The organism is Alishewanella sp. HH-ZS, assembly GCF_001704375.1.
Taxonomy (GTDB): Bacteria; Pseudomonadota; Gammaproteobacteria; order Enterobacterales; family Alteromonadaceae; genus Alishewanella; species Alishewanella aestuarii.
Genome location: NZ_LZEJ01000032.1, coordinates 1 through 24,554 on the forward strand (window position 1 = coordinate 1; position 24,554 = coordinate 24,554).

The window sequence follows — 24,554 nt, forward strand, 5'->3', positions numbered from 1 at the left end:
TCCCGCCTCCTACTCGATTCCTCTATTGATGTGCCCAATATGATTGCGACCCTGTCCGAGCTGGTCGAGCAGGCGAATGGCTATCATGGCCGGGTTTTTATCGTCGATGACGACCGGTTGTTGGCGGAACACTATGCGTTGGTACTGAACTCAGTCGGTATTGAAACCCGGATCATGCAGAATGTGCGGAATATCGTGCATGAGCTGTTAAGCTTTCAACCGGATCTGGTGTTGATGGATATCTATATGCCCGATTATTCGGGTACTGAACTGGCGGGGGTATTACGCCAGTATCAGTCGCTAAAACGCCTGCCGATCGTCTTTTTATCGTCCGAGGCAAATAAGTTTTTGCAAATTAAGGCGATGGCACAGGGTGCAGATGATTTCCTGACCAAGCCAATCGCTGATGCGGAGTTGGCGCAAGCGATTAAAGTGCGGCTCAGGCGCAGCCTGCAGATCCGGCAGCTTATTGAAAAAGATGGCCTGACCGCTTTAATTAAACACAGTGCCATTAAAGAAGTGGCCGCGCTGGAGCTGGAGCGTGCTGAGCGGTCTGGCAAGCCGTTAAGTGTTGTGATGCTGGATATTGATTTCTTTAAATCAGTCAATGACCGCTACGGTCATGCTACCGGCGATATTGTTATTACTGCCCTGGCAACGATGCTGCGTAAAAGGATCCGCAAGACTGACAAAGCCGGTCGCTATGGCGGCGAGGAGTTTATGCTGGTATTGCCGGATTGCAGTAGCGAGCAGGCACGGCAATTAACGGCGCAAATTTTACAGGCCTTTCGCCAGCTACAGTTTAGTGCTGCCGAACAATTGTTTCAGTGCAGTTTTTCGGCGGGAGTGGCCTCGACCAGTGACAGTAGCTATGCCAACGCCGATTTGCTGATTGCGGCAGCTGACACTGCGCTATATCAGGCAAAACAAGCTGGCCGGGATCGGGTGTGTTGATTGTTAAGCTGGCGGCTGTTGCTGCCGCCAGCCGGAGTATTACAGCTTTTGCAACACTTCTGCCGGTAAGGCTAACTCGTCATTACGGTTGACACCAACACCACGGCTAATCACATTTTGGGCAATCTGTTTTGCTTCATCCAGCGAGTGCATTTGCGCCGTACCACACTGATAAATATTCAGCTCCGGAATATCGTTTTGACTGGCCACCTGCAACACATCCTGCATCGCGGCCTGCCAGGCAGCGGCTACCCGCGGTTCGTCCGGCGTACCAATCAGGCTCATATAAAAACCAGTGCGGCAGCCCATTGGCGAGATATCGATAATTTCGACATCCTGGCCATTAAGATGGTCCCGCATAAAGCCGGCAAATAAATGCTCCAGCGTATGGATACCTTTTTCCGACAGGATTTCTTCATTCGGTACACAAAAACGCAGGTCGTATACGGTAATGGCATCGCCTTTTGGCGTGGTCATTTTCTTGGCGATACGCACCGCCGGCGCTTTCATAATGGTGTGATCAACGGTAAAGCTATCAAGTAATGGCATAACAAATCCTGTAAGCAGCAATAAGTGCTTTGATTATAGCGCTGGCGGCCAGCGAAAGTTAACCGCTTTCGCGAGTTAGCGGCAGAAGCGGCACAAAATACGCAAAAACGTAAAATTTTACTTTTGATAACCTTGAATAGATCAGGGCTAATCCCCACTAATCGGTCATCGCAATGTTTCATTGTTCAGAATATAGGTGGAGAGACGTTATGGGTAGAATTATTGGTATTGACTTAGGTACAACCAACTCTTGTGTAGCTATTTTAGATGGTGATAAACCAAGAGTCCTGGAGAATGCCGAAGGGGCACGTACCACGCCTTCAATTATTGCTTACACAGAAGATGGCGAAGTGTTAGTCGGCCAGCCAGCTAAGCGCCAGGCGGTGACTAACCCGAAAAATACCTTATTCGCCATCAAGCGCTTAATCGGTCGTCGTTTTGAAGACGAAGAAGTGCAGCGTGATATCAAAATCATGCCTTTCAGCATTGTTAAAGCCGATAATGGTGATGCCTGGGTTGAAGTAAAAGGTAAAAAGTTAGCGGCACCACAAATTTCAGCTGAAGTGCTGAAAAAGATGAAAAAGACGGCTGAAGATTACCTGGGCGAACCGGTAACCGCAGCGGTTATTACAGTACCAGCTTACTTTAACGATGCTCAGCGGCAGGCTACTAAAGATGCAGGCCGTATTGCCGGTTTAGATGTGAAACGCATTATCAACGAGCCAACCGCTGCTGCGCTGGCTTATGGTATGGATAAAAAGAAAGGCGATACCAAGGTTGCGGTATATGACCTGGGTGGCGGTACTTTCGATATCTCCATTATTGAAATTGATGATGTTGATGGCGAGCAAACCTTTGAAGTACTGGCTACTAACGGTGATACGCACTTAGGTGGTGAAGACTTCGATAACCGCGTGATCAACTATCTGGTTGACGAATTCAAGAAAGAGCAGGGCATTGACCTGCGGAACGATCCGCTGGCGATGCAGCGTTTAAAAGAAGCCGGTGAGAAGGCGAAGATTGAATTGTCTTCAGCGTCACAAACGGAAGTAAACCTGCCGTATATCACGGCCGATGCGACTGGTCCGAAGCACCTGAATATCAAGGTTACCCGGGCTAAGCTGGAATCACTGGTTGAAGATTTAGTGCAGCGCACTCTGGAGCCGCTGAAAAAGGCGCTGGCAGATGCCGATTTAAGCGTCAGCGACATCGATGAAATCATCCTGGTAGGTGGTCAGACCCGGATGCCGAAAGTACAGGAAGCGGTTACCGCCTTCTTTGGCAAAGAGCCACGCAAAGACGTCAACCCGGATGAAGCGGTTGCAGTAGGTGCAGCAATCCAGGGTGCAGTGCTGTCGGGCGACGTGAAAGACGTATTACTGTTAGACGTGACGCCACTGTCGCTGGGTATCGAGACCATGGGTAGCGTGATGACCGCGCTGATTGAGAAAAACACCACTATTCCGACCAAGAAGTCGCAGGTGTTCTCAACTGCCGATGATAACCAGTCTGCGGTAACTATTCACGTACTGCAGGGTGAGCGTAAACGAGCCTCTGACAATAAGTCACTAGGTCAGTTTAACTTAGAAGGTATTCGTCCGGCCCGTCGTGGCGAGCCACAAATCGAAGTCACCTTCGATCTGGATGCGGATGGTATTCTGCATGTGTCGGCGAAAGACAAAGATACCGGTAAAGAGCAGAAGATTACGATTAAGGCGTCTTCAGGCTTAAGCGAAGAAGAAATCCAGAAAATGGTGCGTGATGCTGAAGCGCACGCCGAAGAAGATAAAAAATTCGAAGAGCTGGTGCAGGCGCGTAACCAGGCCGATGCCATGGTACATGCCACCCGCAAGCAAATCGAAGACGTCGGCTCAGCTTTAGCCGCCAATGACAAAGAAGCGATTGAAGCGGCTATTGGTGAGCTGGAAAAAGCCATCAAGGGCAATGAGAAGTCAGAGATCGAAGCCAAAACCCAGGCACTGATCCAGGCGTCACAGAAGCTGATGGAAGCCCAGCAAGCCAAAGGTCAGGCGACTGACGCTGGTCAGCAGGCCGGTGGTGCTGATGACGTGGTCGATGCGGAATTCGAAGAAGTTAAAGACGACAAAAAGTAATTAACGCTAAAGCAGGCTGCAGCTTAGGCTGCAGCCGTTAACTGAGAAATAAGCACAGATCTATGTCCAAGCGTGACTATTATGAAGTACTAGGTGTCGCTAAAGGCGCCGATGATAAAGACATCAAAAAGGCTTATAAACGCCTCGCCATGAAATTTCACCCGGATCGTACTCAGGGTGATAAAGACATGGAGGAGAAGTTTAAAGAAGTACAGGAAGCCTATGAAGTTTTGTCTGACGAGCAGAAGCGCGCAGCCTATGACCGTTACGGCCATGCCGGAGTAGATCCGAATCGTGGTGCCGGTGGTTTTAGTGGCGGCGGTGGTGCCGACTTTGGCGATATCTTTGGTGATGTATTCGGTGACATCTTCGGTGGTGGCCGCCGTGGTGGTGGCGCGCGTTCACAACGCGGCGCTGACCTGCGCTACAACCTGGAATTAACACTGGAAGAAGCGGTTAAAGGTAAGTCGGTTGATATTAAAGTGCCGACGATGGTCAGTTGCGACAGCTGCGATGGCTCTGGTGCCAAAAAAGGCACTACGGCGAAAACCTGTACCACCTGTCATGGCTCGGGCCAGGTTACCATGCGCCAGGGCTTTTTTGCGGTGCAACAAACCTGTCCAACCTGTTCTGGTCGCGGCAAGATTATCCCGGACCCCTGTACTAAGTGTCATGGTGAAGGGCGGATTGAGAAAACCAAAACCTTGTCGGTCAAGATCCCGGCCGGTGTCGATACCGGCGACCGCATTCGCTTATCAGGCGAAGGCGAAGCGGGTATGCATGGCGCGCCTGCAGGCGATCTCTATGTGCAGGTTTCGGTGCGGGCCCACCCAATCTTCCAGCGTGATGGCAATAATCTGTACTGTGAAGTGCCGATGAGCTTTGCTACCGCGGCTTTAGGTGGTGAGATTGATGTACCAACGCTGGATGGTCGGGTAAAACTGAAGATCCCGGCTGAGACGCAAACCGATAAGATGTTCCGCTTACGCGGTAAAGGTGTGCAGTCGGTCCGTGGTGGCGGTGTTGGTGATCTGGTCTGTAAAGTGGTGATTGAAACGCCGGTTAAGTTGTCAGAGCGGCAAAAAGAGCTGCTGCGCCAACTGGACGAGAGCATGACCGGTGAAGGCGAAGCCACGCATCGGCCGAAGTCAAAAGGCTTTTTCGATGGTGTGAAAAAGTTTTTTGATGATTTAACCAGCTAAAGCTGTTATTTGGCAGCAGCAACAACAGAAACCACCCGTTTTGGGTGGTTTTTTTATGCCCAGACGGTAAACTTAAGCCACGATGTTATTTTCAATGGACTGCCTATGTTAAAGAAATTACTTGTTCCGACGCTCTGCGCGCTGTTACTGAGTTCCTGTGCCGAATCGCCCACTGGCCGGCGCCAGGTGATGTTGTTTGATAACAACCAGCTGAACACTCTGGGAGCTCAGACCTTTGAGCAAATGAAAGCCGAGCAAAAAATCAGTACTGATCCGGCAACTAATAACTATGTGCAGTGTGTGGCGAATGCTCTGCTAAAGGTTACCCCCGCTGAGTACCAGCAATATAAATGGGAAATCGTGGTATTTGACAGCGATCAGGTGAATGCCTTTGCCTTACCCGGTGGCAAGATGGGGGTCTATACCGGTCTGCTCAAAGTGGCACAAACGCCGGCCCAGTTAGCGGCGGTGGTTGGGCATGAAATTGGCCATGTGATGGCCGGCCATAGTAACGAGCGTTTATCGACCAATCAGTTTTTACAGGTGGCATTGGCGCTGGGTGATGCCGGCAGCCGGGCGGCCGGGGTGCGTTATCAGCAGGAGATGATGGCAGCTCTTGGTTTAGGTGCTCAGGTTGGTGTTGCTTTGCCCTTTAGCCGGGCTCATGAAACTGAAGCCGATATTATTGGCCTGGACTTAATGGCGCGGGCCGGTTTTAATCCGGAAGAGTCTGTTGCGCTGTGGCAGAATATGGCCGCTGCCGGTAGTGGCGGAGTGCCGCAATTTTTATCGAGCCACCCGATACCGGATACCCGGATCCGCACCTTACAGCAAAAGATGCCGGAAGCTGCTACACTGTATCAGCAGCGGCGCCAACAAGGTACCTTGCCGGCTTGTCGGAAGCCCTAATGACTGGCTTGCTCCGCAAGAACTCAAATAACTGCGGATTGAGTGTCAGTAATTTTTACAATATCGTGGCCTGGTCAGGTGTTTGCCAGACTAACAATATGATGAAACAAAGGTTTGCAAGAGCTGGTATAGTACTTGCATACTATTTCAGCAGAGAAGTGCTTTAACTAACGGAATTTGCTATGCAAGGACATGACCCTAAAGATCAGAACGCGGCAAAAATGAACCGGCGTAAGTTTTTAACCCGTACCGGCGCTGGTTTGGTGATTGCCTCTATTCCTGCACGTTCTGTATGGGCCAGTAGTGGTGGTTTGACCCAGTCTATCGTGGCCTCTGGCCATGGCTCTAATTTTACCAATAGTGAGCCGATTAGGCTGAAATCCTCTGGTTTCTTTGGCAATCCGGGCCGAGGAAGTCAAGCCAGTAGTGGTTTTGGCTATGATAATGTAACTTTCAGCAGTATTTTTTCAGGCCCCCCGCTGCCCACTATTGAAGAAAGACAATTAAAAAGACGAAAAAAATCTATGCAAAACATTACTATAAGTGATGTTGTTACTGTAAATAACACTTGGTGTCACGGTGATAATCAGGTTAACCGTTTTATGGCAGCACTGTACCTTAATGCAATTAACCACGGAAAATTTGGTATTCACTTTCCAATTATAGGTAGTTCTGCCACCTTTTTAACTGACCGAGACTTCGCTATTTACTTGTACAATATGGGATTGCGCCATGGTGGACAATTTGGATTAGAATTACAACAATTGTTTAGTCAGTCACTGCAAGCATAAAATTGACCTTAATTATTCACGAATTTGCTGACGGCTCAGGCATTGTACTTTTTGACTGTTTGAGCGGTGAAACGCTTGCTATCGGTATCACTAAAAATACGTTGTTTAACTGGATAGAGAAAAATGAGCTTGATAAACATTTTTCTCTGTCTGAATCTTCCCGTCTTAAGCACCTGCTATCCTCAGCCAAATATAAAATCGTGGAATCTAAATGCAGTTTCGGGCCCGTTTGACGCTAGCTCCTTTTAATTTTGAAATTATAACGGACCTTCCACTTGTAGCCGGAAATTTGTGCAAGATGTATCCGGACTCTATTCGGCACAACGAATCTCTTATTGATTACTCTTTAACGGTTACTAAAGGCCAGGGAATTCGTCGTTTATTTAAACCACAGGCGCGTTTTTTTGCCGATACGCAGGAACCGTTCCAGCCGTTACAATTGCAGCAAGGTTATGCGATGTTGGAATGGGGGATGAATTGGTGCATTGCCGCGCACGAAATGCAGTATGTCATTATCCACTCAGCGGTACTGGCCAAAGGGGATAAAGCCATTTTGTTTCCTGCACCACCGGGCTCAGGTAAAAGTACCCTGACAGCCTATCTTGCCTTTAACGGCTGGCGTTTATTATCCGATGAAATGGCGCTGATCCTGCCGTTTAGTAATAAGGTGCAACCCTTTGTCCGGCCAATCTGCCTGAAAAACCGCTCCATTGCGCTGGCTAAAAGCTGGTTCCCGACAGGGGTGTTTTCCAGCATTGCTACCGACACCCACAAGGGTGATGTGGTGCACCTGTCGCCGCCTGCTGCCAGCTGGCAAGGCGCTTTGCAACAAGCTGAAATTGTAGCCGTGGTTTTTCCGAGTTATCAGGCTGACACCAACCTGGATATTTATAGCCTCGATCAGACTCAGGCCTTTATGCAGCTGGCGCGAAATGCCTTTAACTTTGGTGTGATTGGTCAGGAGGGCTTTGCCACCCTGACCGCTATTATTGAACAGGTGCCGGCCTTCGAGGTGCAGTACAACGATTTAAAAGCAGTGGCCGCGTTTTTAGAGCAAGAGGTACTTGCTGATGCGCGCTAGTCAGCTGTTGTTACAGTTATTTCAACAACCGCAACTGGCGTTGACACTCAGTGCGGATAGTTGGGTGCATCTGATCAGACTGCTGCGTCAGCAGCAGCAACTGGCTCGTTACGCCTATTTATTCCGCCAGGCCGGCGTCTTTACACAGCTGCCCCAGTACGCGCGGCATCACTTACGCAATGCCGAAATTATTGCCGATAAGCAATATCGTCAGGTCAGCGCTGAGGCAGCTGAGCTGACGCAGTTACTGGCACCGTTGCAGGTGAAACCGGTATTTCTGAAAGGCGCAGCCTATGCTTTGCAGCAAGGATTGCCTGCCGGAATAGGCCGGACTTTCAGCGACCTGGATATCTTAGTACCGAAAGAGCAAATTACAGCGGTAGAGCAACGACTGTCGGTATTTGGCTTTTTACCTGAGCCGGTTAGTGCTTATGATCAGCATTATTACCGTAAATGGACGCATGAGATCCCGCCGCTACGGCATCATAGCCGCGGCACTATTCTGGATATTCATCATAATTTGATCCCACCCATCTCGGGCCGGGCGCCGGATATTCGCCGTTTCTGGCAGCAGCTGAACCTAACCGCCGACGGCTATCAGGTACTGAGCTTACCGGCTATGACCTTACATAGTCTGATCCATCTGTTTTTTAACGAGGATTTCAAAAAGGGCTTTCGGGACCTGACCGATCTGCATTTGTTATTTGCCGGCTTTAGCGAGCAAGATTGGGAGCAATTGCTGCAACTGGCCGAGCAGACCGGCTTTATGTTTGAATTGATGCTGGCTTGCCGCTACACCAGTTATTTACTGGCTACGCCAATTCCTGCCTGGGTGATGCAACAAACCGAGCAGTACCAGCCGTCAAAACTGCGCTTACGGCTACTGGATTTTATCTTCCTGCGACTGTTAAGTCCGCAGCACCCGTTATTAAACACTTATCTGGATCAGCTGGCCGCGCTACTGGCGCTGATCCGTGGTCACTGGCTGAAAATGCCGCCACAGATCCTGTTCGGGCACCTGAGCGTGAAAGCATTTTGTGCTGTACGTGATGCTCTGTTTGGTAAGCACCAATTTAGCCCGAAACGGCCTGGCTAGGCTGGCGGCGCGCTAACACGACACCCAAGGCTACCAGCAGTAAAATCAGGCAGTAGTAGTTGTGTGTAATCACCTGCCACGGCGATAAGCCAAAACTGGCACCCAGTAACAACGCCTGCGCACCATAGGGGACCAATCCCTGGCTGATACAGGCAAAGATATCCAGCAAACTGGCACTGCGCCTTGGGCTGATCTGGTGTTGCTGCGCCAGATTGCGGCTAACATCGCCGGTTAATACTATGGCAACGGTATTATTGGCAATACACAGGTTGCTGATAAAGGCCAGGGCGGCAATGGCAAGTTGTTGGGCCTTATTGCCAGCAAGGCGCAGTTTAGCGGTAACGGATTGGATCTGATTTGAGATCCACTGCAGACCACCTTGTTGCCGGATAAACTCGCTCAGACTGCTAACCAACATCGCCAGCAAGAAAATCTCCTGCACATTGGCAAAGCCGGTGGCGATATCTTTACCCAGATTACTCATCGCGTAATCGGCCAGTAAGCTACCCTGCAGCGCGGCTAATACGATCCCCAGTAGCAGTACCACAAACACATTTAAGCCCAGTACTGCCAGTACCAGAATGGCGGCATAGGGTAAAATGCCGGTCCAGTTATAGGCTTCGGTGCTAATTTGTGGGGAGTCTGAGCTAAGCAAGCCGTAAGCCAGAATCGTCAGCAGTGCCGCTGGCAGGGCAATTCTGATATTTTCTTTAAATTTATCAGCCATATTGGCACCTTGGGTGCGGGTGGCGGCAATAGTCGTATCAGAGATAATCGACAGATTATCACCGAACATGGCGCCACTCAGCAGTACCCCTGCGACTATGGCAGGGTTCAGCTCTGCCTGATTGGCGATACCCACGGCAATCGGTGCCAGTGCGCCAATAGTCCCCATCGAAGTGCCCATCGCGGTAGAAACCAGAGCAGCAATAATAAATAAACCCGGCAAAATAAAAGCAGGCGGAATAATACTTAAACCGGCATTGACCACGGCATCGACGCCACCAGTGGCGGTCGCCACACTGGCAAAGGCGCCGGCCAGCAAATAGATCAGACACATGGTAATAATATTGCTATTACCCGCGCCTTTAATAATTACGTCGATAGATTGAGTAAGCGGGGCGCGATGCAGCCACACTGCCAGGATTAATGCCGGCAGAATGGCGACATGACCAGGCAGTTGGTAGAACGCGTACTCGACATTCTGGCTTTGAAAATACAGGCCACTGCCTAAAAACAGCAGCACAAACAGCAGCAGCGGCAGTAATGAGCGCTTAGCGCCGGTATTGATTGTTGTATTCACTAGAGCAACCTCAGCAAAATGGCAGCGCAATATATAGATGTCCAGACGTCTTGTCAATCTGGCGGCAGTTGAGGCATGTTGTGTTATGGCGTTACTCATTTGCCCCCATGCGGAATAACATAGGGTATTTTGAATAAAAAACATACCGTTAGAGCGCAAGAATCATTATTAGCTAGTGCGGAGGCACGGATGGCAGCAAAGCAGATTATTGGTAGCAAGCGATTTCTGCCGTTCTTTTTGACTCAGGCACTGGGCGCCTTTAACGACAATGTCTTTAAAAATGCGCTGATGTTGCTGCTGACCTTTAGCGCGGCCAGTGCTATGCCCTGGAGTGTTGATGTCAGTATGAATCTGGCCGCCGGGCTCTTTATTCTGCCTTTTTTACTGTTTTCAGCTACCGCCGGCACCCTCGCTGATAGTGTTTGTAAAACCCGGCTGATCCGCTGGCTTAAATTACTGGAAATCGGTCTGATGCTATTGGCGGCAGCCGCATTCTTCTTTGAACAATATTTGTGGTTGCTCGGATTGTTGTTTTTAATGGGGAGTCAATCCGCCTTTTTCGGCCCGGTTAAATATGCCATTTTGCCGCAGTTGTTAACTGATCGACAACTATTGGCAGGTAATGCCTGGGTAGAAATGGGGACCTTTATCGCGATTCTGTTGGGCACTATCGTTGGTGGCTTATTAGTCGGCGTAGCCAATGCCATGCTATGGATCGGCAGTTTAGTGGTGTTGTTTGCGGTGTTGGGTTATCTGGCCAGCTTGCAGATCCCGGAAGTTGGCGCCGTCGCTGCCTGTCCGCGCTTTCAATTTGCGCCCTGGCGGCAAAGCCTGGAAACCGTCCGCATCAGCTATCAAAACCGTACCCTGTATCTGGCGATTATGGCAATTAGCTGGTTCTGGTTTTTAGGAGCCAGCTATCTGACCCAGTTTCCGAATTTTACCAAAAGCCATTTAGCCGGTGATAATACTGTGGTGACGGCCTTGCTGGTCGCCTTTTCGGTTGGGGTAGGCATAGGTTCGATGCTTTGTGAGCGTCTATCCGGCGACAGAGTTGAACTGGGGCTGGTGCCCATTGGCTCTATTGGCCTGACGGTGTTTGGTATCAGCCTGTATTTTAGTACGCCGGCTGTTATGCCAGCGGAGTTGTTATCACTGAGTCAGTTTTTGGCCACTGCCTTTGGCTGGTGGGTACTTTTAGATTTAACCTTGATTGGTGTTTTTGGCGGGCTCTTTATTGTGCCGCTGTATGCGATGCTGCAGCAGCGGGCGGAGCCAGCGCAGCGCGCGCGCATGATTGCGGCCAATAATATTTTTAACGCGCTCTTTATGGTGGTTGCGGCGCTGGCCGGCATGCTGTTTCTGGCCGGACTTGGCTTGAATATCCCGGAGTATTTTCTGATCCTGGCGATTATGAATGCGGTGGTCGCGATCTATGTTTACAGCACAGTGCCGGAGTTTGTGCTGCGTTTTGTGATTTATCTGCTTAGCCATACCATGTACCGGGTGAAAGCACAGGGTTTAGAGCATATTCCAGAGGAGGGGCCGGCGGTACTGGTGGCCAACCATGTTAGCTATGTTGATGCGCTGTTGATTGGCGGTGCAGTGCGCCGGCCAGTGCGCTTTGTGATGTATAAAGGGATTTACCAGATCCCGGTGGCTAACTGGCTGTTTAAAGCCGCCAAAACCATTCCGATTTGCGGCAAGCAACAAGACGAACAAATGTATGAAGCAGCCTTTGCGGCAATTCGATGTGAGCTATCAGAAGGCAATCTGATCTGTATCTTCCCGGAAGGGCGCTTAACTCAGGATGGTGAAATCGATGCCTTCCGCACAGGCATTGAACGGATTGTCGCCGAAACCCCGGTGCCGGTGATCCCGATGGCGCTGCAAGGCCTGTGGGGCTCTTTTTTTAGTCATCATGGCGACGGCGCTTTTAAGTTTAAGGGGCGGTTTTGGTCGAAGATTAAGTTGGTAGTTGGCGAGCCGGTGGCAGCTTCTGCAGTAACCGCAGCGAACCTGGAACAGCAGGTCAGAGCGTTAAGAGGTGCTGAGCGCTAGTCGAAATAAGCAGCAAACAACAGTTAAATGGCCATTTAACTTGATCCGGGATGCCCGCAACCCCATAGCATTAAGACATTTCGTCTGACAGCTATGGAGCCTGTGCATGTTTAACTTTTCCTATCAAAACGCCACTCGTATTGTGTTTGGTAAAGACCAAATCAGTGAACTAGCGCATCTGGTACCCAAAGATAAAAAAGTACTACTGATCTACGGCGGTGGTTCGATTAAACGCAATGGCGTCTATCAACAGGTGGTTAATGCACTCGCAGGTGTCAGTTTTGTTGAGTTTGCTGGTGTTGAGCCAAATCCCGCTTTTGAAACGCTGATGCGGGCAACGACGTTAGTGAAAGAGCAGGGCATTGATTATATTCTGGCGGTCGGCGGCGGTAGCGTAATTGATGGCGCCAAATTTGTTGCCGCTGCCGCCGTATTTAACGGCGATCCCTGGGATATTCTGGCCAAAGGTGCCAAGGTCACAACGGCAGTGCCGCTGGGTTGTGTACTGACACTGCCCGCTACCGGCTCGGAGAGTAACGGCAATTCAGTCGTTACCCGCTATGAAACCCAGCAAAAGCTGGCCTTTAGCAGTGAGCTGGTGTTCCCGCAATTTGCTATTTTGGATCCGACTGTCACTTACAGCTTGCCACCGAAGCAGGTGGCCAATGGCGTGGTCGACGCCTTTGTGCATGTGATGGAGCAGTATCTGACCTATCCGGTTAATGCACCGGTACAGGACCGTTTTGCTGAGGGCTTACTGCAAACTCTGATTGAAGAGGGCCCGAAAGCATTGGCGGAACCAGAAAACTATGACGTGCGCGCTAATGTGATGTGGGCCGCGACCATGGCACTGAATGGCCTGATTGGTCAGGGCGTGCCGCAGGATTGGGCCACCCATATGATTGGCCATGAAATTACGGCGCTCTATGGCTTGGATCATGCACAAACACTGGCGATAGTGTTACCGGCATTAATGCAGCAACAACGCGCCACAAAACGCGCCAAGTTACTGCAATACGGTCAGCGGGTCTGGCAATTACAGCATCAGGATGAAGAGCGGCTGATTGATGAGGCTATCAGTCATACCCGGCAATTCTTTGAGCGGATGGGCGTACCTACCCGTCTGGCTGACTATGGTATCAAAGCCGATGCCGTCGATAAGCTGGTCGATAAACTGGTGCAGCATAAGATGATTAAGCTTGGCGAACACCGGGATATCACGCCGGAAGTCAGCCGCAGTATCCTGCAACGGGCGGTTTAGTTTTTAGTGTTGAATGTTGAATGTTGAATGTTGAGTGTTGAATGTTTAGTGCTTAGTGCTTAGTGCTTAGTGCTTAGTTGGCATATAACCTATGCCGAACTACCGTGTTGGCTCTTGGTGTTCGTTTGGTTAAGCGATCGCCAAGGGCATTCCGTATCTGCTGGTAACTTTCTCAATCTACATTTCCTGATCACAGAAGCGGGCATCCTTTGGTGACTTGAGTATAATGCGCTAACTTGTCCATTTTTATGATTGATAGAACGCAGGGTAGAGTATGACCTCAATTGGGATCTTTGGTGCCAATGGCCGTATGGGCCGGGCTTTGGTGACGGTAGCAAAAGAACAGCAAATACAGCTCACAGCAGCAACGGTGAGATCCGGTTCCGAGTTAGTGGGGCTTGATGCCGGCGAACTGGCCGGCTGCGGTAAAATCGGGCTGGCGCTGAGCGCTACTGCCGCCGCGGCAGTGCAGCAAGCTGAAGTATGGGTCGATTTTACCATGCCCGAGCCGATGTTAGCCCAGCTGGCACTCTGCGTGGCTGAGCGTAAAGCCATGGTGATTGGCGTCACCGGCTTAACCGATGCCCAGTATCAGATAATTCAACAAGCCAGTACGCAGATCCCGATTGTCTGGGCGCCAAATATGAGTGTCGGCGTGAATTTGCTGCTACATCTGGCACAAACTGCCGCCAGAGTGATGGGGAATACGGCGGATATTGAGATTATCGAAGCGCACCACCGTTTTAAAAAGGACTCGCCGTCGGGTACTGCAATGGCAATAGGTGCCAGCATTGCCCGTAGCCTTGGCCGTAACCTGAACGAGGTTGCCGTCTATGGTCGCGAAGGCATGATTGGTGAGCGGCCGCAACAAACTATCGGCTTTGCCACAGTAAGGGGCGGCGACATTATTGGCGATCATACCGCGCTGTTTGCAGATCTTGGCGAAAGGCTGGAAATTACCCACAAAGCATCAAGCCGTAACACCTTTGCGCAAGGCGCACTGCGCGCTGCTTTATGGTTGCAAAATAAGCAGCCAGGACTTTATACCATGCAACAAGTGCTGGGTTTGCCAAAGTTAGATTAAACTTTTGCGGCATTTAACAAAAAAACGTGTTAAAGCCGCTATTTTTGTAAAAACAAAAAATAGTCATAGCCAAATTAGCGCTTATCACCTAAAATAAGCAGGTTTGCCCGTACGCTGGAAGATGTCCTGGTTTTGTTATCATTACCGGGAACTGTTAGCGCACGGTAAATACGGGTATCAGAATTTTAGGTCAAAACGGGTTGTAAAACGCCACTGGTTTTCGCCCGTTTTTTGCTGTTTGGAGGTTATTTTGACTAAGTCCGCCCTGCTCGTACTGGAAGACGGCACCGTATTTCGCGGTACAGCCATTGGCGCCGAAGGAGTTTCTGTTGGTGAGGTAGTATTTAACACCTCGATGACCGGGTATCAGGAAATTTTAACTGACCCCTCATACGCAGAACAAATTGTGACTCTTACCTATCCTCATATCGGCAATACCGGAACCAATGAGGAAGATGAGGAATCCGGCAAGATTTGGGCGAAAGGCCTAATCATCCGTGACCTCCCGCTGTTAGCCAGCAATTTCCGCAACCAACTCTCTCTTAGTCAATATTTACAAAACAACAATATTCTCGGCATCGCCGATATCGATACCCGCAAATTAACCCGGATCCTGCGTGAAAAAGGCGCCCAGAACGGCTGTATTATGGCCGGTGATAACCTGGATGAAGCTAAAGCACTGCAACTAGCCAAAGGCTTTCCGGGTTTATCGGGGATGGATTTGGCAAAAGAAGTCACCGTCAGCGCACCTTATCAGTGGACCGAAGGTAGCTGGCAGCTGGGCGTGGGCCATCAGGCCGCTGCCGCCGAGCGCTTCCATGTCGTAGCATATGACTTTGGTGTGAAACGCAATATCCTGCGTATGTTAGCGGACCGCGGCTGTAAACTGACCGTAGTACCGGCGCAAACCCCTGCCGCTGACGTACTGGCCTTAAACCCGGATGGTATTTTCTTATCTAATGGCCCGGGTGACCCGGCACCTTGTACCTATGCCATCGAAGCCATTAAAGCCTTTTTAGAGACCGATATTCCGATCTTTGGTATCTGCTTAGGTCATCAGTTACTGGCCCTGGCCAGCGGCGCTAAGACGGTAAAAATGGCATTAGGCCATCATGGTGGTAACCACCCGGTACAAAACCTTGACACCAAACGGGTGCTGATTACCGCGCAAAACCACGGTTTTGCGGTAGAAGAAGCCAGCTTACCGGCCAATTTACGCGCTACCCATAAATCGTTATTCGACGGCACCCTGCAAGGGATCCACCGTACTGATAAACCGGCATTCAGTTTCCAAGGCCACCCGGAAGCGAGCCCCGGCCCGCACGAAGCCTCAGAGCTGTTCGACCACTTTATCGCGCTGATGCAAAAAGCCTAAGTCTATACCCAAAATCATTGGAGATACGGGTAGGCGGCAACTGAGCGCATCCCCAGGAGCATAGGATACTATGTGACTGGGGTAAGAGAAGGCAGCCAACACCCCCGTATCTTCAAGGATGAAGGGGATAAGCAAAGAAAGAATTACGGAGATCTACTGCAATGCCAAAACGTACCGACCTAAAAAGTATTCTGATCTTAGGCGCTGGCCCTATCGTGATCGGCCAGGCCTGTGAGTTCGACTATTCAGGCGCTCAAGCCTGTAAAGCCTTAAAAGAAGAAGGCTACCGCGTTATTCTGGTGAACTCTAACCCGGCCACCATTATGACCGATCCGGAAATGGCCGACGCCACCTATATCGAGCCAATTCACTGGCAGGTAGTAGAAAAGATTATCGAAAAAGAACGTCCATGCGCTGTACTGCCTACTATGGGTGGGCAAACTGCCCTGAACTGTGCGCTGGACTTAGAGCGTCACGGTGTACTGGCGAAATACAATGTTGAAATGATTGGCGCTACTGCTGATGCCATTGATAAAGCTGAAGATCGCAGCCGCTTCGATAAAGCGATGCGCTCTATCGGTTTAGCCTGTCCACGCGCTGGTTTAGCCCACTCGATGGAAGAAGCCTATCAGGTACTGGAAACGATCGGTTTCCCTTGTATTATCCGCCCGTCATTCACCATGGGTGGTTCAGGTGGTGGTATTGCCTATAACCGTGAAGAATTTGAAGAGATCTGTACCCGTGGTCTGGACCTGTCGCCGACCAAAGAGCTGCTGATTGACGAATCGTTAATCGGTTGGAAAGAGTACGAGATGGAAGTGGTGCGCGACAAGAACGATAACTGCATTATCGTCTGTTCGATTGAAAACTTCGATCCTATGGGCGTTCACACCGGTGACTCGATCACCGTAGCGCCGGCGCAAACCCTGACTGACAAAGAATACCAGATTATGCGTAACGCCTCGTTGGCGGTATTGCGTGAAATCGGCGTCGAAACCGGTGGTTCGAACGTGCAGTTCGGTATTAACCCGGTTGATGGCCGGATGGTCATTATCGAAATGAACCCGCGCGTATCGCGCTCATCTGCACTGGCCTCAAAAGCCACTGGCTTCCCAATCGCCAAGGTCGCTGCCAAGCTGGCGGTAGGTTATACCCTGGATGAACTGGCCAACGATATTACCGGTGGTGTTACCCCAGCGTCATTCGAGCCAAGTATCGATTACGTAGTTACCAAGGTGCCGCGCTTTAACTTTGAAAAATTTGCCGGTGCCAACGATCGCTTAACTACCCAGATGAAATCAGTGGGTGAGGTGATGGCGATTGGCCGTAACCAGCAGGAATCGCTGCAAAAAGCCCTGCGTGGTTTAGAGATCGGTGTCTCAGGTTTAGACCCGATTATTGATATCAATGCCTCGGAAGCCAAAGAAAAGATTATCCGTGAACTGCGGGAGCCAGGCGCGCACCGTATTTGGTATATCGCCGATGCCTTCCGTTTTGGCATGAGTATGGACGAGATCTTTAATCTGACCAAAATCGACCCCTGGTTCCTGGTACAAATTGAAGATCTGGTCAAAGAAGAGCAGGCACTCAGTGTCGACGGCTTTGCTGCGCTGGACGAAACCCGGATTGCCCGCTTAAAACGCAAAGGCTTTGCCGACAAACGCATTGCTGAAGTGCTTGGCGTCAGCGAAACTGAAGTGCGCAAAAAGCGCTACAGCTACAATATTCACCCGGTTTATAAGCGGGTTGATACCTGTGCTGCTGAATTTGCCTCTAACACCGCTTACATGTACAGCACTTATGATGAAGAGTGTGAAGCGGCACCGAGCAACCGCGATAAGATTATGATTATCGGTGGTGGCCCGAACCGTATCGGCCAGGGTATCGAGTTTGACTATTGCTGTGTGCACGCGGCGTTAGCGCTGCGCGAAGACGGTTATGAAACCATTATGGTGAACTGTAACCCGGAAACCGTTTCTACCGATTACGACACCTCAGACCGTCTGTATTTCGAGCCTATTACGCTGGAAGATGTGCTGGAAATTGTGCGCAAAGAACAGCCAAAGGGTGTAATAGTGCAATACGGTGGCCAAACGCCACTGAAATTAGCCCGCGCTTTAGAAGCGAACGGCGTGCCAATTATTGGTACTTCACCGGATGCGATTGACCGCGCCGAAGACCGTGAGCGCTTCCAGCAAGCGGTAACCCGCCTGGGCTTAAAGCAGCCGAAAAACGCCACCGTGACCAGCCTGGAAGAAGCCATTGCCAAGGCACCGGAAATCGGCTTCCCGATGGTGGTGCGCCCGTCTTATGTACTGGGTGGCCGGGCGATGGAAATCGTTTATGACGAGCAAGACCTGCGCCGTTATATGAACGAAGCGGTAAGTGTGTCGAATGACTCGCCGGTGTTGCTGGATAACTTCCTGGATGACGCCATTGAAGTCGATATCGATGCCATCTGTGACGGCAAAGAGGTAGTGATTGGCGGCATTATGGAGCATATCGAGCAAGCCGGTGTGCACTCAGGTGACTCGGCCTGTTCATTACCATCGCACAGCTTATCGCAGGCGGTACAGGATGTGATGCGCGAGCAGGTGAAAAAGCTGGCGTTAGAGCTTGGTGTCGTAGGTTTAATGAATACCCAGTTTGCGGTCAAAGACGGCGAAGTGTATTTAATTGAAGTCAACCCGCGTGCCGCCCGCACCGTGCCGTTCGTATCGAAGGCGACCGGTGTAGCCGTAGCCAAAGTCGGTGCCCGCTGCATGGCAGGCCGTTCGCTGGCAGAGCAGGGCATTACCAAAGAGATTATCCCGCCGTATTTCTCGGTAAAAGAAGTGGTGATCCCGTTTAACAAGTTTCCGGGCGTCGATCCGATCCTTGGTCCGGAAATGCGCTCTACCGGTGAAGTAATGGGCGTCGGCGATACCTTTGAAGAGGCCTTTGCCAAAGCGGAACTGGGCTGTGGCATTGTGATCCCGACCGGTGGCCGTGCCTTGCTTTCTGTACGCGACAGCGATAAAGTGCGCGTGGTTGAGTTAGCTAAACGTATGGTGGAATCTGGTTTTGAACTGGATGCCAGTGGCGGTACGGCGGCAGCGTTAAAAGCAGCCGGTATTGAGTGCCGTGTAGTTAATAAAGTGTTCGAAGGTCGTCCGAATATGCTGGACCGGATTAAAAACGGTGAATATAGCTATGTGGTGAATACCACCGAAGGACGCCAGGCCATTGAAGATTCCAAAATGCTGCGCCGTGGCGCCTTACAGCATAAGGTAAACTACACGACAACGCTGAATGCCGCTTTTGCTACGGTAAAAGCCAATGCGGCCAGTGCTTTTGCTAATGTCGTATCTGTACAGGAATTGCATAAGAGAGTTAACGGATGAGTTTGATCCCGATGACAGTTCAGGGCGCAGAAGCACTGCGCGCTGAACTGAACGAGCTAAAAACGGTAAAGCGCCCGGCGGTGATCCTGGCGATTGCCGAAGCGCGTGCGCATGGCGATTTAAAAGAAAACGCTGAGTATCATGCCGCCCGCGAACAGCAGGGTTTTATTGAAGGCCGGATCCAGGATATTGAAGCCAAGTTGTCCAATGCGCAAATCATTGATGTGACCAAGCTGCCAAATAGCGGCAAGGTGATCTTTGGCGCTACCGTCACCATTCTGAATCTGGATACGGATGAAGAAGTGACCTACCGGATTGTCGGTGATGACGAAGCGGATATTAAAAATAATCTGATTTCGGTGAATTCACCGATCGCCCGTGGCCTGATTGGCAAAACAGCTGATGAAGTGGTTAATATTACGACGCCTAAAGGCGTGGTTGAATATGAAATCACTGCAGTGCAGTATTTGTAAGTTAAGCTTGGTTACTTAAAAAACGCCGGCGCTGATGCCGGCGTTTTTTTATCCCCAAAACCAGCGGCCGTTTTTAACTAGCCCAGCTATCAAGCCGGCAAAGCCGGCTGTCGCACCACCGAGCATCCCAAACCAACACCAGAGCAGATTATTGCGATACTGCCGTTTTGCTGCTGCACTCTGTGCGGCTTTTGCCAATAAGCGCGGTTTAATGGTTTGCCATACCCGAAGTTGCAGATAAACCACACCGGTCATAAAAAGGCCAAAGGCCAGCAGCGGAGCTATAGCGCCGGCGGTAAATTCGTATGCGGCAGCCAGCAGTAAGCCTGAGAGGCCAACCCAAGCCAAAGCCTGATTGCGATAACGCAATAAGCGACTGCGCTCGTGATCACTGGCGGCATTTTTCAGTGGCGCGCGCATCCCCAGCAACACACCGAGCATGCCGCCGAGCGCGCCAAGTAGCGCCCCACTAAATAGCCAGCCAAATTTTGCCAGGCCGCTGCTCTGTGCTGCCATGGCACTGGCGGTCGCGGCAGCTGCGGGTGGGCTACCGACCAGTAAAGCGCTAAGCACAGCACTGCTGAGGCCCACACCCGGTGCCGTGCTTAAAATCAGCTTGCCGTATCTGGCTAATAGCTGCTCTTTTAGCAATTCCCTAACCCGCTGCAGTTTTTTCCGGACATTGGCCTCAGTCAGCCCTAATAAACTGGCAACTTGTTGGCTATTTTGTTCTTCACGGTAAAACAGCAGTACGATTTCCCGGCTCTCCGGCGGCAGCTCATCCAGCAGATTACGGATCAGCGTGGCCTGCTCGCTGCGCAGTAATTCGTCTGTCGGACTGCTGTCGCTGGCAAAAGTCTCCAGCAAGGCTTCTGCGTCAGTACCGCGCTCGGTCTGTGCATCCCGTTGTTCGCGCAGATAGCTATAGGCGCGATAGCGCGTGATCTGGCGCAGCCAGGGCAAAAAGCTGGCCGGGTTTTGCAGGCTGTTCAGTTGCTGCCAGGCAGCAATAAATACCTGCTGACAGACTTCCTCACTGGCGTCTAAATCTTTCACAATCGCCAGTGCAATACTGCTGATACCATTTTGGCAGCGCCGCACCAGGCGGCTAAAGGCCTGCATATCGCCGGCGATGGCAGCGCTAACATCGGGTTGTAATTGTTGTTCTATGCTAACCGACATAATCATGTTACTCCTGTAACGCCTGACGCAGCGTGCTGATAAACCACTCTGGTTCATCCAGCATCATAAAATGGCGGCTATTAGTATTCATCAGCAGAGTGGCATTAGCAATGCCGGCAATTTGCTGCTGATAAAGGGCGGCGGCTTGTTGCTGTTGCGCAGCGGGCAGGGCACCACTGGCTCCCAACAGCCAGACTTTACTGGTAATGGCGGCAACCTCAGGGCGTAAGTCCGTGGTGAGCAGTTCATACATCGCCTGGCCAACGCTATTTGAGTCGGAAGCGGCGGCCATCTCCAGTACCAGTTGCTGATGCTCTGGCGCCCTGGCCTGAATAAAAATACCCTGCGCCGCACCGGCTTTAAGTTGTTCACTATTTAGTTGCTGATAATAGGCTTTAATTTGCAACGCTTGTTGCTGCATATCGGCAACCTGGGTCGCAGGATTGCGGCTAAAAATGGGTGCGATATAGGGCAAGCCATCGACCGCGACCACAGTACCTATTTGCTCAGGTGCACTACTCGCCAGTGAGAATGCCAAAAAAGCGCCCAGGCTATGACCGACAATAGCCGGCCGCTGCAGTTGTTGCGTTGCAATATATTGCAATAAATCCTGTTTTAACCGCGGTAACAGTTCGCCCGCAATGGCCGGTGTACCGGCAAAACCAGCCACGCTAATCAGATGCAACTGATAATCCTGCTTTAGAGCTGCAGCAGTATGCTGCCATATCCGGCTATCAGACATTAAACCGGGGATCAGTAATACCGGTTTGCCTTCACCTATCACCTCGACTTGAAAACTGGGTATGGTTTCGACGTCGGCGGCTTTTAACTGCGGCAAAATAACGCCTCCGATAATAATCATGGTAATGGCGAAATGTACCCAAAAGCCAGGTTTGGCTTTGGCGGCTTTGTTGTCAACAAGGGTGCTTTTGGCTGGCTGCTTAGGGTTTGTCATGGCGATATCCTTGGTTAAGTAGGGGTTACCTTAACAAGTCGCCGCAGCTCACCGTGGTGTGACAAAAAATCTATAATAATTTTTATGTTTTTTACTTTGTCATTTAAAACATAAACTTGCGTTGTATGTGTATATTAATAATACAGGTGTTTTTGTACAGTGTTGTTATTCTGGGTAAGTAGGGTAGAGTAGGTGTATAACATTTGAAAGACGCTATCTGGATTTTGATGAACGCTAAATCAATTTCTAATAGCTGATGTTGATAATCAAGGACTATTAATTTAACCACAAGGAAAGGCACAGTGGCTTTTATTGCGCATCCAGCAAAAATTGGCTCCGCTCATCAAAGCGTTAAAACTCATTTAATCGAAGTTGGGCATTTGGCTGCTAAGTATGCAGCCAAAATAGGTGCTCAGGATGTTGGAGTTTTAATTGGACTTTTGCATGATCTCGGTAAGTACAGCAAAGCATTCCAAGATTATATGCAGCTTATTATCCGTGAATTGGGCGCTAATTATGATCCTGATCTGGATGATGTTGATTCAAAAAGCTTGAAAGGCAAAATTGATCATTCATCAGCCGGAGCGCAGTGGATTTTTCAAAATTTACTTCCGATTGCGCTTAAAGCGTTTCCTGACAGAAATTCTACAGATCAAAAGCTGGCTACTGCCGTAGTGCAAATTTTGGCGTTGTGCATTGCCTCTCACCACAGTGGCTTGATTGATAATTTGCCTTCAGAAAATGGTGCGGGTTTCCTCGCCAGAATAAAAAAGCCAGATGCGCAAACTCATTTACATGAGTGTATCCAGGTTGTTGACGCTGAAGTTATTAGCTCGGTCGAAGCTATAGCGACAGCTGAATTTATTAAAGCCATGGTCAATAAACTTAAGTCAATAGTTTCAATAGATTTATCTAATGATAGGGATATTGTCGCGGCGTTTAACCTTGGCTTTTACACCAAATTTTTGTTTAGTAGCCTGATTGACGCTGATAGGGTAAACAGTGCTGATTTTGAAAATCCGGATTACAGCCAGCACCGCCATTTAAAACCGGATTGGACATTGGCTTGCCAACGTATTGAAACCTTCGTTACTACCCTTAAAACCAGAAATACCGTGGATGAGATACGCAAGCAAATCTCAGATAATTGCTTAAAACGCGCTGTTGATGCGCAAGGTATCTATAGCCTTACAGTACCTACTGGTGGCGGCAAAACCTATTCCAGTTTGCGTTTTGCTTTACACCACGCCAAAAAACATCAATTGGACCGGATTTTTTATATTATTCCGTACACTTCAATTATTGAGCAAAACGCTGAGGCGATAAGAAGTGTATTGCAGCGTGATGATGATCCAAGACCATGGGTTTTAGAGCATCACTCAAATTTGGAGCCGGAGCAGCAAACCTGGCATAGCAAACTGGTAGGTGAAAACTGGGACGCTCCTATCGTACTCACCACTATGGTGCAGTTTTTGGAAACCTTGCTAAGCGGTGGTACTCGTGGTGTCAGGCGATTACATCAACTGGCCAACAGTGTGATTGTATTTGATGAGATCCAAGCCCTGCCAATTAACTGCATCCATTTGTTTAATAACTCGCTTAATTTTCTTGCGGCGCATTGTAAAACAACGGCAGTGCTTTGCACCGCAACACAACCCTTGTTACACCAGGTCCAAAATGAGCATAAAGGTAGGTTGCACCTACCTACCGGCAATGAGCTTGTGCCTGATGTAGGCGAGTTGTTTCAGCAGTTAAAACGGGTAGAGATTCTAGATAAAACAACAGTCGCAGGCTGGTCTTTAGAAGAAATAGCCGCTCTGGCGCTTGAGCAACTACAGTTAAAACAAAGCTGTCTGATTATTGTTAATACCAAAAACTGGGCACAGGCACTGTTTAAATCTGTACAGCAGACAAAGCAAGTTGAGACAGAAGCCTTAATCCATCTCAGTACTGCGCAGTGTCCGGTACACCGTAAGTTATTACTTGCTAGGGTGCGGCAGCGTCTGGATGCTGGTTTGCCGGTACTATGTTTTAGTACCCAATTAATTGAGGCCGGGGTCGATGTGGATTTCGCGTCTGTTATCCGTTTTCAGGCTGGGCTGGATTCTTTAGCACAGGCCGCTGGCCGTTGTAATCGAAATGGCAGGCAACAGACGGCACAGGTTTATGTCGTTAACCCAGCCAAAGAAACCATTGATTTACTGCCAGACATAAAAGTAGGTCGTGATACCACAAAGCGGATATTTAACGAGTTTAAAGGTCAGGATTTCCTAAAACCGGAAGTCATGCAGCAGTATTTTCAGTATTACTTTTTTGATCGCAGTAAAGAAATGAGTTATCCGCTGAAAGCAACAGCTACAAATGGCGCTAATGATTTGCTTAACCTGCTAAGCGTCAATGCACGAAACTCTTCTAGCAATACACCGCTGACCTTGCATCAGGCTTTTATGACAGCAGGTAAAGCCTTTAAAGCGATAGACGCCCCCACACAATCACTAATAGTTCCGCATGGTGAAGGTAAAGCACTAATAACTGATCTTTGTGCTGTAAACAAAAAATTTGATGCGGCTAATTATTACCAATTGCTGCGCAGGTCACAGAAATACAGCGTTAATCTCTTTCCAAATGTCTGGGAAAAACTTCAGCAACAGAAAGCTATTTACGAGATAGCTGATGGGGAGGGGGTCTACTACCTTGATGAGCGGTTTTACAGTGAAGATTTTGGCGTCTGCACAGAACCTTGTGCAGAGCAGCATAACTTTGTTTTCTAATTGAAAAGGA

The 24,554-nt window shown here is 49.8% G+C and carries 18 protein-coding genes; 14 read left to right on the forward strand and 4 right to left on the reverse strand.

The genetic code is table 11. From position 1 onward, the window contains the following. A partial coding sequence (locus tag A9165_RS12445) for a diguanylate cyclase (protein ID WP_141686163.1) occupies positions 1-954 on the forward strand: 954 nt, incomplete at its 5' end. A 39-nt stretch (positions 955-993) separates the two neighbouring features. Here A9165_RS12445 and luxS read toward each other — a convergent pair. Then, positions 994-1,503, reverse strand: a complete 510-nt coding sequence (luxS, locus tag A9165_RS12450; protein WP_008949918.1) for an S-ribosylhomocysteine lyase — start codon at positions 1,501-1,503, stop codon at positions 994-996. Between the two features lie 209 nt (positions 1,504-1,712). Here luxS and dnaK point away from each other — a divergent pair, with 209 nt between their 5' ends. From dnaK to A9165_RS12480, 6 genes are all read left to right on the forward strand, one after another. Beyond that, positions 1,713-3,617, forward strand: a complete 1,905-nt coding sequence (dnaK, locus tag A9165_RS12455) for a molecular chaperone DnaK (RefSeq protein WP_065956123.1) — start codon at positions 1,713-1,715, stop codon at positions 3,615-3,617. Positions 3,618-3,679: 62 nt separating this feature from the next. Further along, positions 3,680-4,819 (forward strand): molecular chaperone DnaJ, encoded by a 1,140-nt coding sequence (gene dnaJ / locus A9165_RS12460; RefSeq protein ID WP_008949917.1) that lies wholly within the window; start codon positions 3,680-3,682, stop codon positions 4,817-4,819. 105 nt (positions 4,820-4,924) lie between these two features. Next, on the forward strand, positions 4,925-5,728 hold the full coding sequence (locus A9165_RS12465) for a M48 family metallopeptidase (protein ID WP_008608800.1): 804 nt from the start codon (positions 4,925-4,927) through the stop codon (positions 5,726-5,728). Positions 5,729-5,910: 182 nt separating this feature from the next. Beyond that, complete coding sequence (locus A9165_RS12470) at positions 5,911-6,519, forward strand: hypothetical protein (protein WP_008608799.1); 609 nt, start codon at positions 5,911-5,913, stop codon at positions 6,517-6,519. A 211-nt stretch (positions 6,520-6,730) separates the two neighbouring features. Beyond that, positions 6,731-7,600, forward strand: a complete 870-nt coding sequence (locus A9165_RS12475) for an HprK-related kinase A (RefSeq protein ID WP_039925373.1) — start codon at positions 6,731-6,733, stop codon at positions 7,598-7,600. Continuing rightward, a complete protein-coding gene (locus A9165_RS12480; RefSeq protein WP_008608796.1) occupies positions 7,590-8,696 on the forward strand; it encodes a nucleotidyltransferase family protein in 1,107 nt (368 codons plus the stop codon). The genes A9165_RS12475 and A9165_RS12480 overlap by 11 nt, the downstream gene beginning before the upstream one ends. On the opposite strand, the gene A9165_RS12485 is transcribed toward A9165_RS12480, so the two are convergent. After that, entirely contained in the window at positions 8,674-9,999 is a 1,326-nt protein-coding gene (locus A9165_RS12485) for a Na+/H+ antiporter NhaC family protein (protein WP_065956124.1), read from the reverse strand. The two genes, A9165_RS12480 and A9165_RS12485, sit on opposite strands and share 23 nt — an antisense overlap. Before the next feature lie 189 nt (positions 10,000-10,188). Between A9165_RS12485 and A9165_RS12490 the strand changes: the two genes are divergently transcribed. The 6 genes from A9165_RS12490 to greA all read left to right on the forward strand — a co-directional run bounded on the left by A9165_RS12490 (position 10,189) and on the right by greA (position 19,636). Then, positions 10,189-12,060, forward strand: coding sequence for an MFS transporter (locus tag A9165_RS12490; protein ID WP_065956125.1), 1,872 nt, complete (start codon positions 10,189-10,191; stop codon positions 12,058-12,060). Positions 12,061-12,166: 106 nt separating this feature from the next. Continuing rightward, on the forward strand, positions 12,167-13,321 hold the full coding sequence (locus tag A9165_RS12495; protein WP_065956126.1) for an iron-containing alcohol dehydrogenase: 1,155 nt from the start codon (positions 12,167-12,169) through the stop codon (positions 13,319-13,321). Between the two features lie 274 nt (positions 13,322-13,595). Beyond that, positions 13,596-14,405 carry a 4-hydroxy-tetrahydrodipicolinate reductase gene (gene dapB, locus A9165_RS12500; RefSeq protein WP_008608791.1) on the forward strand — a complete coding sequence of 270 codons (810 nt, stop codon included), beginning with the start codon at positions 13,596-13,598 and terminating at the stop codon, positions 14,403-14,405. Between the two features lie 250 nt (positions 14,406-14,655). Next, complete coding sequence (gene carA, locus A9165_RS12505) at positions 14,656-15,780, forward strand: glutamine-hydrolyzing carbamoyl-phosphate synthase small subunit (RefSeq protein WP_008608790.1); 1,125 nt, start codon at positions 14,656-14,658, stop codon at positions 15,778-15,780. A gap of 161 nt (positions 15,781-15,941) precedes the next feature. Continuing rightward, positions 15,942-19,163 (forward strand): carbamoyl-phosphate synthase large subunit, encoded by a 3,222-nt coding sequence (gene carB / locus A9165_RS12510; RefSeq protein ID WP_065956127.1) that lies wholly within the window; start codon positions 15,942-15,944, stop codon positions 19,161-19,163. Continuing rightward, positions 19,160-19,636: a transcription elongation factor GreA gene (gene greA / locus A9165_RS12515; protein WP_008949905.1), complete on the forward strand. Its 477-nt coding sequence runs from the start codon at positions 19,160-19,162 to the stop codon at positions 19,634-19,636. Before carB ends, greA begins: the two co-directional genes overlap by 4 nt. A 48-nt stretch (positions 19,637-19,684) precedes the next feature. Here the strand turns inward: greA and A9165_RS12520 are convergent, their stop codons facing one another. Beyond that, a complete protein-coding gene (locus tag A9165_RS12520) occupies positions 19,685-20,818 on the reverse strand; it encodes an RNA polymerase sigma factor (protein WP_065956154.1) in 1,134 nt (377 codons plus the stop codon). A gap of 7 nt (positions 20,819-20,825) precedes the next feature. Next, positions 20,826-21,773 (reverse strand): alpha/beta fold hydrolase, encoded by a 948-nt coding sequence (locus A9165_RS12525; RefSeq protein ID WP_065956128.1) that lies wholly within the window; start codon positions 21,771-21,773, stop codon positions 20,826-20,828. A gap of 302 nt (positions 21,774-22,075) precedes the next feature. Here A9165_RS12525 and A9165_RS12530 point away from each other — a divergent pair, with 302 nt between their 5' ends. Next, a complete protein-coding gene (locus A9165_RS12530) occupies positions 22,076-24,544 on the forward strand; it encodes a CRISPR-associated helicase/endonuclease Cas3 (protein ID WP_065956129.1) in 2,469 nt (822 codons plus the stop codon). The last annotated feature ends 10 nt before the right edge of the window (positions 24,545-24,554 follow it).

What these genes read in the sequence shown, in the direction of transcription:
- luxS (WP_008949918.1), bottom strand. Translation starts at nt 1,503, where the DNA reads ATGCCATTACTTGATAGCTTTACCGTTGATCACACCATTATGAAAGCG.
- dnaK (WP_065956123.1), top strand. Translation starts at nt 1,713, where the DNA reads ATGGGTAGAATTATTGGTATTGACTTAGGTACAACCAACTCTTGTGTA.
- dnaJ (WP_008949917.1), top strand. Translation starts at nt 3,680, where the DNA reads ATGTCCAAGCGTGACTATTATGAAGTACTAGGTGTCGCTAAAGGCGCC.
- A9165_RS12465 (WP_008608800.1), top strand. Translation starts at nt 4,925, where the DNA reads ATGTTAAAGAAATTACTTGTTCCGACGCTCTGCGCGCTGTTACTGAGT.
- A9165_RS12470 (WP_008608799.1), top strand. Translation starts at nt 5,911, where the DNA reads ATGCAAGGACATGACCCTAAAGATCAGAACGCGGCAAAAATGAACCGG.
- A9165_RS12475 (WP_039925373.1), top strand. Translation starts at nt 6,731, where the DNA reads ATGCAGTTTCGGGCCCGTTTGACGCTAGCTCCTTTTAATTTTGAAATT.
- A9165_RS12480 (WP_008608796.1), top strand. Translation starts at nt 7,590, where the DNA reads ATGCGCGCTAGTCAGCTGTTGTTACAGTTATTTCAACAACCGCAACTG.
- A9165_RS12490 (WP_065956125.1), top strand. Translation starts at nt 10,189, where the DNA reads ATGGCAGCAAAGCAGATTATTGGTAGCAAGCGATTTCTGCCGTTCTTT.
- A9165_RS12495 (WP_065956126.1), top strand. Translation starts at nt 12,167, where the DNA reads ATGTTTAACTTTTCCTATCAAAACGCCACTCGTATTGTGTTTGGTAAA.
- dapB (WP_008608791.1), top strand. Translation starts at nt 13,596, where the DNA reads ATGACCTCAATTGGGATCTTTGGTGCCAATGGCCGTATGGGCCGGGCT.
- carB (WP_065956127.1), top strand. Translation starts at nt 15,942, where the DNA reads ATGCCAAAACGTACCGACCTAAAAAGTATTCTGATCTTAGGCGCTGGC.
- greA (WP_008949905.1), top strand. Translation starts at nt 19,160, where the DNA reads ATGAGTTTGATCCCGATGACAGTTCAGGGCGCAGAAGCACTGCGCGCT.
- A9165_RS12520 (WP_065956154.1), bottom strand. Translation starts at nt 20,818, where the DNA reads ATGTCGGTTAGCATAGAACAACAATTACAACCCGATGTTAGCGCTGCC.
- A9165_RS12525 (WP_065956128.1), bottom strand. Translation starts at nt 21,773, where the DNA reads ATGACAAACCCTAAGCAGCCAGCCAAAAGCACCCTTGTTGACAACAAA.